We start from the raw sequence: 13,393 nt of genomic DNA, 5'->3' as shown, positions 1-13,393 counted from the left end.
GTCCTCGGGGCGGGCGCGGTGGCCACGTGCACGGGCGTGGCGACCCGAGGCTCCTGAGCCAGCGGAGGGAGGGCCTCCTCCCGGGGCCCGCGCTGGCCGGCCTCCAGCTTCGCGAGGGTGGCCCGGGTCGGCGCCCAGAGCAGGTCCGGCCAGAGGCGCGCCGTCCCATCGTCGCTGGCGGTCACCACCATTCTGCCATCCGCGCTGAACTCGGCGGCTCGCACCGGCCCCGTGTGCCCGGAGAAGGTCCGGACGGTGTCCCTGGCCACATCCCACAGGCGCGCCGTCCCATCGTCGCCCGCGGTGACGACCTTCGTGCCATCCGCGCTGAACCGGGCCGTCCTCACCGGCCCCGTGTGCCCGGAGAACTTCCGAGCGGTCCCCCTGGCCACATCCCACAGGCGCACCGTTCCATCATCCCCAGCGGTGACGACCTTCGTGCCATCCGGGCTGAACTCGGCGGACCACGCCTGGGCCGTGTCCAGGGAGAAGAAGGCGGTGGGAGCCCCCGAGGCCACCTCCCAGACGCGGACCGTCCCATCGTTGGCGGCGGTGACGACCTTCGTGCCATCCGGGCTGAAGTGGGCGGACCCGACCGACACCGGGTCCGGCCAACGGTACCGCCTGTGCCCGGCGAGGACCCGTGACTGCCCGGAGCCCACGTCCCACAGGCGCGCCGTCCCATCGTCGCTGGCCGTCACCACGGTCCCGCCATCCACGCTGACCTCGGCGAAGCGCACGGGGCCCTCATGTCCGGAGAGGACCCGTGACTGCCCGGAGGCCACGTCCCAGAGGCGTGCCGTCCCATCCCTGCCCGCGGTGACGACCTTCGTCCCATCCGGGCTGAACCGGGCGGACAGGACGGCGCCCTCGTGCCCGGCGAGCGTGGTCGGGGGCATGGGGGAGGCCACCTCCCAGAGGCGCGCCGTCCCATCATTGCCCGCGGTGACGACCTTCGTCCCATCCGGGCTGAACCGCGCGGACAGCACCGTGCCCTCATGACCGGACAGGATGCCGAAGGGGGTGCCGGAGGCTGTCTCCCAGAGGCGCGCCGTCCCATCGTCACTGACGGTGACGGCGTGCCCCCCATCCGGACTGAAACCGGCGGCCAGGACGGCGCCCTCGTGCCCGGAGAGGATGGTCGAGGCCTTGGTGAAGGCCACGTCCCAGAGGCGCGCCGTCCCATCCAGGCTCGCGGTGACGACCTTCGTGCCATCCGGGCTGAAGCAGGCGGACAGAACTGGCGCCGTGTGGCCGGAGAGGAGGAGGGTGGCCTTGCCGCTGGCCACGTCCCACAGCCGCGCCGTTCCATCGCCGCCGGCGGTGACCACCTTCGTCCCCTCCGGGTTGAACTGAGCGGACCAGACCGTCCCCGAGTGTCCGACGAAGACGGCGGAGGCCCTGCCCGCGGCCACGTCCCAGACGCGCGTCGAGCCATCCTCGCTGGCGGTGACGGCCCGGGTGCCGTCCGGGCTGAAGCGGGCGGACCAGACCGGTGCCGTGTGCCCGGTGAGGACGGTGCTGGCCCGGCCGGAGACGACGTCCCAGAGGCGCGCCGTCCCATCGACGCCCGCGCTGATGAGCCTCGTGCCCTCCGGGCTGAACCGCGCGGACCACACCGCGCCCTCGTGTCCGGAGAGGACCTGGGAGCGGCCGGAGGCCACGTCCCAGAGGCGCACCGTCCCATCGAAGCCCGTGGTGGCGAGCCGGGTGCCATTCGGACTGAAGCGGGCGGACAGGACTGGCCCCTCGTGCCCCGTCAGGAGACGGAACCGATTGGAGGCCACGTCCCACAGCCGCACCGTTCCCGCGTTGCCGGCCGTGACGACCTGGGTGCCGTCCGGGTTGAACGTGGCGGACAGGACCGGCTCCTCGGCCCCGGGGAGGACCAGGGACTGCCCGGTGCGCAGGTCCCACAGGCGCGCCGTCCCATCATCGCTGGCGGTCACCACCTTCGTGCCATCCGGGCTGAACTCGGCGGCCTCGACCGGGGCCTGGTGCCCGGTGAGGTGACGGGACTGCCCGGTGCGCAGGTCCCACAGGCGCACCGTCCCATCATCGCTGGCGGTCACCACCTTCCCGCCATCGGAGCTGATGCTCGCCGCGTTCACCGCGCCCGCCCGCGCTCGCAGCACCATCCAGCTCGGCTCCCGGGACCAGGCGTACAGCGCCTCGCCCACCTGCCGGGTCATGGCGATATGGCCGGCCTCCTGGATGAGGCGGAGGCTGAGCTGGGGGTCCTCCGTCAGCTTCAGCAGCGCGCTGGCCGTCAGCTCTCGCGAGTGGGCGGTCCTGCGCTGATGCCGGACCGCGAACAAGGAGCCCAGGATGGCCGAGGTGGCCACGATGAGCACCAGGGCCAGCACGCGCAGGCGCCGGGCCGCGCGCCGGGCCGCCTCGGCCCGCTCCCGTTGGACTCGCGTGAGCTGCCGTGCGTGCGCCAGCTCCTCCATATGGCGCCGTTGCTGCTCGCGCTTCTCCTCGTCGTAGCGCGCCAGGCTCGCCATCACGAAGTCGCGCTCCCGCTGATTCAGGCTCGAGACTCCCCGTGGCTCCTTCGGTGCAAGGCACTCCTCGGCCTCCAGCAGCCGGGCGCCGGTATACAGGTAGCTGGCATCGCGCCCATGGTCCGCCCACTCGTTGGCCGCTTCCGTCAACCGGCGGTGCACCTGCAGCGACCTCCGGTTCGCGTCCACCCAGTCGCGCAGCGTGCGCCATTCGTGGATGAGCACCTCGTGGGCGACCTCCACGGTCTCCTTGTCCACCACCAGCAGCCGCGCCTCTGGCCCCGACAGCACCTGCAGCACGTGCTCCAACTGCTCGGGGGCCACTCCCGGGAAGACGAGCTCGCTCCGGGCGACCCGCCGCTTCGTATCCGGCGTGCCCTCCCCCAGCGACATCAGCCGCAGGAGGAGCTGACACGCGAGCCTCTGCCCGTCGGGGGGCAGGCCCTCATAGGTGGACTGCGCCCTCCGCTGGAGTGCTCCGGACACGCCCCCGCTCGCCTCGTAGCCCTGGAGCGTCAGCCAGGCCCCCTTGCGCGCCCGCCAGAGCTCGTACAGGGCATGCTCCAGCAGCGGCAGGGCCCCCGGCTCCCGCGACACGTCCTTGAGGATGGTGCCCACCAGCCCCTTCTCCAGGAAGGCTCCCACCAGCTGGGCCGGGCGGACGATGGCATCCCGGAGCGCCTCGGTGCTCATGCTGCCCAGCAGCACCTGGCCTTCCTGCAGCAGCTCTCGCAGCGCGGAGAGTCCCAGGCACCGCTCGAAGAAGTCCGCGCGCAGGGTGGTCAGGATGCGCACGGCGCCCCGGCTTCTCTCCACCGCGTCCCTCAGGTTGGCCATGAAGGCGCCCGCCTCGGGCGAGGAGTCTCCCGCCGGCCCGTAGGCGAAGAGCTCCTCGAGCTGGTCCACCACGAGGACGAAGGAGCCTGGCTGTGCGGCCGTCAGGGTCGCCACCGCCGTCCGCAGCCCATCCTCGTGCTGGGACATGCGCTGGACGAGGGCCTCGGCGGTGGCCAGCCGTTCCCCGGGAGGCACCAGCGTGGCGAGTTGATCGGCCAGCGCTCTCAGGGGCCGGTCGCCCGGTCTCATCGTCCGGAGGTGCAGGGCGGGACCGGGCCACGACTCCAGCGGCTTCAACCGTGGAAGGACTCCGCCGAGGACGAGCGAGGACTTGCCCACGCCCGAGGCCCCCACCACGGCGACGAAGGGATGCCGCGCCAGCCTCTCCAGCACTCGCGGGATGTCCGCCTCCCGGCCGAAGAAGAAGCGCGTCTGGGCCCCGGTGAATGGCAGCAGCCCCCGGTACGGCGCGGGCTCGTCCGGGAGCTGGTAGGTGTCACCCTCGGGGGCCTGCCCCTGGATGCCCGCCACCAGCCGGGTGAAGGCCACGGGGTCGTCCAGCCCGTCGCGGAAGTCGACCCAGGTCCGCTGCGCCAGGAAGCCCTTCACATCCTCGGAGCGCGCGCCGGGCAGCAGGACGGGGATGATGCGGTACTCGTCCCGTGTCATCACGGCCTGGGAGAGGGCCAGCCGCATCTCCTCGTCGTGCCATGGGCTGAGGCCATGGGGCCCGAAGAAGACGGCCACGGACAGGCTCTCCTTCAGGCCCTTCTCCAGCTTGGACTGCCAGGTCTCTCCTGGCACCAGCTGCCAGCGGTCCAGGAAGGGCTGGAGCTTCGCCTCGGACCTCAGGCGCTGGGCGAGCGCCTCGACGGCCGGCTTGTCCTGGCTGTTATGCGAGAGGAAGACATCGAACATTGCGCCTCCCCCCAGAGGCACTGCGAGCCCGAGGCGTATCTCCAGTACCTGACCTGGACAGAGTCCCCAGGTGCCTGCTGTGAGGCGTCCTCCGAAGCAGGCACCTGGCCTCACCCCACGGGCCTTCGAGCCCGGCCTGTCACTCCGGCCAGTTCCCCTCCAGGGGATGCGGGCCGTCGGTGAAGGCGCGGACCAGGTGGGTGCCGCCGACGAAGGCGCCCGCCCAGGAGCCGCCCTTGCCGCCGAAGGGTTCCTCGCGGTCTCCGCGCGAGCGCAGCTTGTTGATGCCGACCTTGAAGGCCTGGAGCCGGGAGGCGATGCGCTGGGCGAGCTCGGGCTCGTCCGTCGCCACCGAGGCCACCAGCGCCCCGTTGGACACGTTGGCCTCTCGCACCAGCTCCTCCTCGGAGTCCACGGACACCAACACATCGACGGGACCGAAGGGCTCGCGGAGGTAGAGCTCGCTGTCCCGCGGGAGGCCGAAGAGCAGCGCTGGAGGGAGGTATGCGCCGCGCTCCTGTCGCGCGGCGAAGGCGTCCTCGGCGAGCTTCCCCTGGTACAGCACCGTCGCGCCGCGCTTCCGGGCGTCCGCGATGTGGGAGCGCAGCTCCTCGACCTTGCTGGGCGAGATGAGCGGACCGAAATCCACGGGCACTCCAATCAGCGGATGACCGACCCGCAGTGTCGATACGGCGTCCACGTAGGTCCGCACGAACCTGGGGACCAGGGACTTCTCGACGACCCAGCGGGTGTAGGCCGTGCAGCGTTGCTTGCCGAAGTCGAAGCCCGCCCGAATCTGCTGGCCGAGCACGTCCCACTTCGAGAAGTGGGTAATCGCGTAGGCATTCACGCCTTCCATCTCCAGGGCGTAGCGCTTGTTCGTGGCGAGCAGCCGGCGCTGGACCTGGGAGCCGTTGGCGCGGCCCCCGATGAAGGCGAGGCCCTCGATGCTCGGATGGCCCACGAGTGACTCCGAGAGGTCCCTGCCGCGTCCGCCGACGAGCGAGACGGGCAGGTCCGCGTAGCGCAGCAGGGCGAAGGCCACGGTGAGCGAGACACCGCCGCCCTGGGTGGGAATCTTCGCGATGACCGAGTTGCCCGCGAGCGATTGCACGAGCACGTTCAGCAGCAGCACGGAGAAGGGATAGTTCCAGGAGGCGATGTTCGACACGAGGCCGAGCGGCTTCCGGCCTTCGAGCATCGGGCCTATCTGCTCCAGATACCACTCGATGCCGGCGAGGCACCGGTCCACGTCATTGCCGGCGGTGGGCAGGGTCTTCCCGATGTCCCACGCGAGAAGCCCGACGAGCAGGTCGCGGTGCTCCCGGAGGAGCTTCACGGCCTCCATGATGGCCCGGGCGCGGTCATCGAGGGAGCGGGCCGCCCAGGGGGCGAACTCCGCGGCGGCCTTCTCGACGCCCGTGGCGACCTGGGCGGCGTCGAGCAATGGCAGCTCGGCGATGACCCTGCCGTCGATGGGCGAGACGGCGTCGAACCAGGCGGATGGACGGACCCACGCTCCGGCGATGGGTGAAAGCAGGCGCCCCTGGGAGTCGAAGGCTTCTGGAGTGACGCTCCGGGCTTCGGCCAGCAGGCGCCTGCTTTCGAGGTGAAGAAGTGGCTCGCCAACGAGTTCGGTATGCAGCATGGGTGCTCCTCCTCGAGCATCGGGATTCGCTCTGAATCCGTTGGAGCCGTGGCCCATGCGGTGCCGCGGCGCGGCGGGAATATCGGCACGCGCATCCAGTCTTGTCCGGGAGGCAGGCAAGCCAGGGCCCGGGTGGTCACCCCACCCGGAACGACGACTGCGGAGGCAGGAGCCCTGTCGGGAGGGGCAGGCAAGAGCAGACACATGCCTGCCAATCCCGAGCGCTCAGCGCCCTCCCCGCTCCCATGCCTCGCGAGGCCAGACGAGCGCCGTCGAGTCCATGCTGGCCGATGCCAGGAAGTCCCCTTCCGAGGAGAAGGCCCCGCTTCGCTCCGCCACCCCTACTCCTTCGGCATCGTGCCCACGTAGCGGGAGGCGGGCCGGATGAGCTTGCCGGTGGCCCGCTGCTCGGCGACGTGCCCGAGCCAGCCCGCGACGCGGCCACAGGCGAAGGCCGTGGAGAACAACGTCCGCTCGAGCCCCACCGCGTCGAGCAGCACGGCCGTGTAGAACTCCACGTTCGCGCGCAGCGGGCGATCCGGGTAGCGCTGGCGGAGCAGCTCCTCGGCGGCGCGCTCCACCGCACGAGCCAGCGCGAGCCGGTCGGTCCGCAGCCCGCCGCGCTCCAGCCGCTCGATGGCGCGCTCCAGCACGGCGGCGCGAGGGTCTCTCACGCGGTAGATGCGGTGGCCCATGCCCATGATGCGGCGGCCGGCCTTCATCTCCCCTTCCAGCCACGCCGCCGCATTCTCCGGTCCGCCGATGGCGTCGAGCATGTCCAGCACGGGCCCCGGCGCCCCACCATGCAACGGGCCCTTGAGCGCGCCGATGGCGCCCACCGTGGCGGACACCGCATCCGAGCCCGTCGAGGTGATGACGCGCGCGGTGAACGTGGAGGCATTCAGGCCATGGTCGGAGACGGTGACCAGGTACGCATCGAGCCCGGCGGCGCGCTCGGGCTGATGCTCTCCGGTGACCATGCGCAGCAGGTCCGCGGCATGGGACAGCCTGGCGTCCGGCCGCACGGGCGCCAGCCCTCGCCGACGCCGGGCCCACGCGCCGGTGAACACCGCGGCGGCGCCTGTCAGCAGGAGGAACGTCTCCTGCTCGTTGCCCGGCGGGATGGGGACATGGGCCATCGCCGCCCGGAGCGCGTCCATTCCATCCTCGGCCGACAGGGCATTGCCCAGCCCCTCCAGCAGCCCGAAGGCCCGCACGCGCGCCTCCCCGAGGGCGGCCTGGAGCGACGCGGGCAGCGGCTGCTGGGCGTAGGGCGCCCAGAGCCTCGCGCACACCTCCTCGAAGGAGACCGCGCCCGCGAGCGACTCCACATCGCTCCCGGCGATGACGAGCCGTCCGCGCTCGCCATCCACCTCGCTCAACCGGGTCTCCGCGACGACGACGCCTTCAAGCCCCGCCTGCAGTGCTGCCTCTGTCGTGCCCATGCTCGGGTTCCTCCTGCGCAAGGATTAGGCGCCGGCCTCGAGCCTGGAAACACGATTCGACAATCGACATGAAGGCGTCCCGAGTGTCCCGGAACGTCAGTGCCGCGCCGTCCCGTCGAAGTAGGCGCGCATCCTCGGCCAGGTGAAGTGGGCCACCTTGCGGCCCAGCTCCAGGCCCTCGATGTTGTCGGACTGGATGTGGTAGCCGCCCATGACGCGGGAGATGCCCGCCATCTCCGCCGTCTGGCTGAAGGTGCGCAGCTTCAGCTTCACCACGCAGTCCCGCTCGGTGTCGTTGGAGGGCCGGCCCGCGCGCTGCTGGATGATGTTGCAGGGGAAGCCGGGCTCCGTGAGCTCACCCGCGCGCACGACCTCGACGTCACCGAAGGCGTCGCTGCCGGTGAACAACTCCAGCACCTTCGCGGCGGCGGCGCTCACGGTGCTGTGGCCGGAGACGTAGCCGGGGAACGGCGGGGTGACGAAGGTGGGAGGCGAATAGGGATGCCACTGCTCCGCGGGAATCCAGTCCACGCCCTGGCCCGGGCCGGCCCAGCCCCAGAGCTCGCGGCCCGCGCGGTAGTAGCGCACCAGCGTCCAGGGACGGGAGGTGTCGTAGTACCGCTTCGCCTCCCAGCACGCGATGAAGGCATCCATCGCCACGTTGGCCACGCTGAAGAAGAGCTTCACGTCCTTCTCCAGGTCGTGGCGGTCCCTGAGGGACACGAACTGGGCGAAGCGCAGCCAGTGGCCGGACTGCCCGGTGGAGCGCGGCCCGTCGCGCATGAACTCGACGAGCGCCTTCTCCTCGGGCGTGAGGGTGGCGTTGAACCGGATGACCTCGTTGACCTCGCGGGCGAGCTGGTACGAGCCGACGCGCGGCGGAGGCGGCGGACGGAACTGGCTGCTGCTGTCGAGCGCGAACGGCGTGACGAGGTACCAGTGCGGCGTGAGGAAGCCCGGAATCACCGTGCCGCCCTGGCCATTGTCGAACGGGATGGGCTGCCAGCGGTTGGGGTCGATGATGCGGTCCGGCGGGTTGACGGGGACATAGCCCGTGTAGTCCGAGTAGGGCGTACCGCTGGAGCCGGGCTCGTCACCGAGCTGGTTGGCGCCGTCGTGGCGCCGGTACTCGATGACGGCGGCGGCGGCGAGGTTGCCCACGCCCTGCGGCGTGGCCGGGTCGGTGGACGTGTCCGCTGGGTCGAACCCGAGCTGGCGCATCCGGTCCGCCAGGAAGGCGCTGTCCGTGGGGTGGACGAACAGGAGGGCGCGGTAGGTGGCGTAGGCGATGGCCTTCTCGCGGTTGGCCAGGGTGCGCTCGGCCTGGGGGCGCCGCAGCGACCCGCCGAGTCGCGTGCCCACGGCCTTGTCGTCATACGCGGCCCAGGCGTCGTACATGGCCGTCAGGGCGATGGCGATCGTGCGCGACAGCACGGTGGGACGTGCGCCACGCGCGTCCACCTCGCGGGCGGTGACCTCCAGGGCGATGTCCAGCCACTGGTAGGCGGCGGAGGGTGTATGTGGCCGGGCTTCCTCCGCGCGTGCGGAGGAGACGGTGAATAGCAGTGCGACGAGACACGACGACAGGAGTCCAAGTCGGGACATGCGGGAAGCGCTCCATGCCGCTGCTGCGGTGGTGAAGGGATGCGGGTGTTTCTGTATGGCCGGGTGTCCGCGCTTCCTGGACGGAGCGATGCGCGGACGGTGCTCAGGATAAAGAGCACGTCTGACCCGGGCATCCCGAAGCGCCACGCCATTGCGTTTGGCGGACGGCGGCATGAATCACCACTGAAGGACGCGCACGTGGAGCGGAAACGATGCGCTCCGGAGTCCTCTACCCCACAGAACATGCGGACGGTGTCTGACGATGACACTCTCAGCGCGCGCATTGCCTTGAGAATGACGGCTCCGGAGCGAAGCGCTGCCGGTACTCGGCCGGCGTGACACCGAGGCGCTGGGTGAACACCCGCCACAGCGTGCTGACATCGCCCAGCCCCGTCCGCGCCGTGATGTCCTTCAAGGGCAGCGACGTCTCCTCGAGCAGCCGCCGCGCCTCGTCGACCCGGACCCGCCGCACGAGCTCGGCGGGTGACTCGTCGAGATGCTCACGGCACCAGCGACTCAGCGAGCGCGGGCTCATGCCGAGCGCCGCGGCGAGCCGCTCCACCGGCAGCGGCTGGTCCACGTGCTCGAGCACGAAGGTCGAGATGTCGCGCAGCTGGGAGGGCTCCTTCTCCTGCCGGCGGAGCGCCGAGCTGAACTGCGCCTGGTTCCCCGAGCGTCGCAGGAACAGCACCATCCGCTTCGCGACCTCCATCGCGAGCGGGTGCCCATGGTCCTGCTCGACCAGCGCGAGCGTCAGGTCGATGCCCGCGGTGACTCCCGCCGACGTCCACACGCCGCCGTCCCGGACGTAGATGCCCTCGTCGACGACGCGGGCCGCCGGGAACCGCTCCCGGAGCGTCTCCAGGTATTGCCAGTGCGTGGTCGCCCGCCGCCCGTCGAGGACCCCCGCCGCGCCGAGCGCGAAGGCTCCCGTGCAAATCGAGACGAGCGTCGGAATGCCCTCGTGATGCCGCCGCAGCCAGGACACGAGCGGCGCCTGATCGGCCGGAAGCGGCTCCAGGGGCGAGGTTCCCGCCACGATGGCCACGTCGGGCAGCCGCTCGCACCGCCTCGGGAGCGGCCGCACACCGCTCAGGACGAGGCCATGGCGGGTCCGCGTCGCGGGCGCGCCCGGCCCCATCACTTCGAGCGCATAGGCGACACGGCCGAGCAGCTCGTTCGCGTGACCGAGCACCTCCCAGGGCCCCGCGATGTTGAGCATTCCCGTTCGGGGAGGCACGAGGAACCAGACCCGCTTCACGGACACGCGCATCCACCCATCCTGGGCCCTCTGGCCGGAATTGCAATGTGCTTGTCCTTCCCGCCAGGCGCTCCCAGCGGTACGCGAGCGGCACAGGAGGAAGGACCATGGTCAGGATCGGCATCAACGGCTTCGGACGAATCGGCAGGACGGTGTTTCGCGCGGCACTGGAGCGTGACGACGTGGAGGTGGTCGCCGTGAACGACCTCCTCGAGCTCCAGCAACTGGCCTACCTGCTCCGGTACGACTCCGTGCACGGCAGGCTCGGCCGTGCCGTGGCGGTGGAGGGCTCGGCCCTCGTCGTGGACGGCCGGCCCGTTCGTACGACCGCCGTGAAGGACCCCGCGGCCTCGGCCTGGGGCGAGGCCCGGGTGGATGTGGTGATTGAATCGACCGGCATCTTCCTCACGCGGGAGAAGGCCGAGGCGCACCTGCGTGCCGGCGCGAAGCGGGTCATCATCTCGGCCCCTTCCAAGGACGACACGCCCGTGTACGTGTCCGGCGTCAACACGGACCGCTACGCCGGAGAGCCCATCATCTCGGCGGCGTCCTGCACGACCAACTGCCTGGCTCCCGTGGCCAAGGTGCTCGACGACGCGTTCGGCATCCGGCGCGGACTGATGACCACGGTCCACGCCACCACCGCCACCCAGAAGGTGGTGGATGGTGTCTCGGGCAAGGACTGGCGCTTCGGGCGCGGCATCCTCGAGAACATCATCCCGGCGTCCACCGGCGCCGCGGAGGCGGTGACACGGGTGCTGCCGTCGCTGAAGGGCAGGCTGACGGGGATGTCGTTCCGGGTCCCGGTCTCCGACGTCTCCGTCGTCGACCTGACCTGCGAGCTCGCCCGCGAGACGACGTACGCGGACATCTGCGCGGCCATGAAGAAGGCGTCCGAGGGCGCCCTCGCAGGGGTGCTGGGCTACACGGAGGACGACGTCGTCTCGACCGACATGCGGGGCGAGTCGTGCACGGCCGTGTTCGACGCCAAGGCGGGAATCCAGCTCGACCCGACCTTCGTGAAGGTGGTCGCCTGGTACGACAACGAGTGGGGCTACTCGAGCAAGCTGCTCGACCTCGCGGTCAGGATGGCGACCCCGCGGTGAGACACCGGGGCTCGCGGGCAACCCGTGTCATTCAATGGGCGGCGGCTCGGGCTCCAGGAGGTGGGGGGGCTCCGACTGCCCTTCGTCCCGAAGCCTGAGCGCGCGGTCGATGCGCGCGGCGGCGCTGATGAGGCCGAGGTGGCTGAAGGCCTGCGGGAAGTTTCCCAGCTGCTCGCGGGTCAGCGGGTGGACTTCCTCCGCCAGCAGCCCCAGGTGGTTCGACGCCTCCGCGTGCGCGACGAAGACGGCCTCGGCCTCTTCGATGCGGTTGGCCAGCGCCAGCGCCTCGGCCAGCCAGAAGCCGCAGAGGATGAAGCCGCCCTCCGGCCCCCCTACCCCGTCGTCCATCCGGTACCGGCGTAGGAATGGGCCCGCGCCCAGCTCACCGCGCAGCCAGTCGATGGTCCTCAGGATGAACGGGTCCCTTGCCCGGAAGCAGCCGACGATGGGCAGCTGCAGCAGCGCGGCATCCGGCTCGTTCCCTCCGTAGGTTCCGACGAAGTGCTTCCGCGCCGGGTCCACGCCGTTGCGGAGGATGTCCTCCCGGATGACGTCCGCCAGGGCGACACAGGAGTGCTCCAGCGCCGTCTCACCGAAGAGCCGTGCCAGGTGCTGGCCCCGACGCAGGGCCAGCCATCCCATGAGCTTCGAATGGACGTTGTGCCGCATCTCCCGGCGCGGCTCCCAGATGCCGTGGTCGGGCTCGCGCCAGCGGCGGGCGGTGGTCTGGATGACCGCGCGGAGCAGCTTCCAGGTGCGCAGCGGCAGCCGCCCGCCGAAGCGCTCGTAGAGGTACGCCGCGTCCAGCAGCGCGCCCGCGGTGTCGAACTGGAACTGGTCCCGCGCGGCGTTGCCGAGCCGCACCGGCCGCGAGCCCTGGAAGCCGGCGAGATGGGTCAACTCCCGCTCCGGCGACAGGGGGCCACCGTCCAGCGTGTACATCACCTGGAGCGGGTCACCGCGCTGCAACGTGTCGCGCACGAAGTAGAAGAACTCGCGCGACTCGCTCAGGAAGCCGAGGAGGTTGGTGGCTCGCACCGCCATCGCCGAGTCGCGGACCCAGCTGAAGCGGTAGTCCCAGTTGCGAGTGCCTCCCATCCACTCGGGGAGCGAGGTGGTGGGCGCGGCCACCATCGCGCCCGTGGGGCCGTACATCAGCAGCTTCAGCACCAGCGCGGAGCGCAGGACGTGGTGCCGCCACGGCCCTTCGTAGTGGAACTGTTGCGCCCACTCGCGCCAGGCCTGGCGGGTATCCCGGAGGTGGTCGAAGGGCCGGTACGCGGCGAGCGGCTCCGGCCGGTCCGAGTCCCACGACAGAATCATCCAGCGCCGCTCGCCCGGCCCCATCCGGATGCGCGTCTGGACGCCCGCGTCTCCCCGGCAGGGCTGGCCGCGCAGCTCCCGGCAGGACCGCCACTCCGCCTCCCCGCTGAGCACGGCGACCAGCCGCTCTCCCCTCGCCCCGCGTGCGACGAGGCCGTGCTCCTCCCGCTCCACCCGCGTCTCCGACTCCCCGTATCCGAAGCGCGGGTCGAAGACGATGTTCAGCTCCACCGAGCCCTCGAGGCACTCGATGCGCCGGTGCACCTCGTGGACGGTGGAGCGCGGGTCGTTCGTCCACGGCATGTAGTCGATGATGCGGACGACGCCCTTGTGCTCGAAGCGGAACAGCGTCTCCAGGACGTTGGTGTCCGGGTCGTAGCGCTGCAGGCTCTCGAAGGGCCACACGACGGGGGTGATGCCGGTGATGCCACCCTTCTCGTCATCGAGGATGCCCGCGAAGACGCTCGGGCTGTCGAAGCGGGGGAAGCAGAGCCAGTCGATGACGCCGTCCGGCCGGACGAGCGCGCAGGAGCTTCCGTCGCCAATCACCCCGCGGCCCGCCAGGGGGACCTCCCGGTAGGACGCCGGGTTGGAGAACCGGAAGGGACGGGCCATCCTCTTGGCGGCGCTGTAGAGGTCCATGAGCAGGCGTGTCGCGAGGCAGACCGCGACCTCCCGCCCTCAAGGTAGCGACCCCCGCGACGGCCGCACCCGCCAACCCACCCACGCAGGGGCCCCCTCCC

The 13,393-nt window shown here is 71.0% G+C and carries 7 protein-coding genes; 1 reads left to right on the top strand and 6 read right to left on the bottom strand.

Features of this window, described 5'->3' with window-relative positions:
• From HG543_RS43270 to HG543_RS43250, 5 genes are all read right to left on the bottom strand, one after another.
• Window positions 1-4,262: nSTAND1 domain-containing NTPase (locus HG543_RS43270; RefSeq protein ID WP_169350802.1), on the bottom strand; the 4,262-nt coding region annotated here is incomplete at its 3' end.
• A gap of 139 nt (window positions 4,263-4,401) precedes the next feature.
• Window positions 4,402-5,910 carry an aldehyde dehydrogenase family protein gene (locus HG543_RS43265; protein ID WP_169350801.1) on the bottom strand — a complete coding sequence of 503 codons (1,509 nt, stop codon included), beginning with the start codon at window positions 5,908-5,910 and terminating at the stop codon, window positions 4,402-4,404.
• Window positions 5,911-6,251: 341 nt separating this feature from the next.
• Window positions 6,252-7,355, bottom strand: coding sequence for a citrate synthase (locus tag HG543_RS43260; RefSeq protein WP_169350800.1), 1,104 nt, complete (start codon window positions 7,353-7,355; stop codon window positions 6,252-6,254).
• A gap of 96 nt (window positions 7,356-7,451) precedes the next feature.
• On the bottom strand, window positions 7,452-8,960 hold the full coding sequence (locus tag HG543_RS43255; RefSeq protein ID WP_169350799.1) for a vanadium-dependent haloperoxidase: 1,509 nt from the start codon (window positions 8,958-8,960) through the stop codon (window positions 7,452-7,454).
• A 271-nt stretch (window positions 8,961-9,231) separates the two neighbouring features.
• Window positions 9,232-10,233: a GlxA family transcriptional regulator gene (locus HG543_RS43250; RefSeq protein ID WP_169350798.1), complete on the bottom strand. Its 1,002-nt coding sequence runs from the start codon at window positions 10,231-10,233 to the stop codon at window positions 9,232-9,234.
• Between the two features lie 95 nt (window positions 10,234-10,328).
• Between HG543_RS43250 and gap the strand changes: the two genes are divergently transcribed.
• Window positions 10,329-11,327, top strand: coding sequence for a type I glyceraldehyde-3-phosphate dehydrogenase (gap, locus tag HG543_RS43245; protein ID WP_169350797.1), 999 nt, complete (start codon window positions 10,329-10,331; stop codon window positions 11,325-11,327).
• A gap of 27 nt (window positions 11,328-11,354) precedes the next feature.
• Here gap and HG543_RS43240 read toward each other — a convergent pair whose 3' ends face one another.
• Window positions 11,355-13,292, bottom strand: a complete 1,938-nt coding sequence (locus HG543_RS43240; RefSeq protein ID WP_169350796.1) for a glycoside hydrolase family 15 protein — start codon at window positions 13,290-13,292, stop codon at window positions 11,355-11,357.
• Between the last annotated feature and the right edge of the window lie 101 nt (window positions 13,293-13,393).

This window comes from Pyxidicoccus fallax (genome assembly GCF_012933655.1).
Taxonomy (GTDB): domain Bacteria; phylum Myxococcota; class Myxococcia; order Myxococcales; family Myxococcaceae; genus Myxococcus; species Myxococcus fallax.
This window is presented reverse-complemented; position numbering and strand designations above follow the sequence as displayed.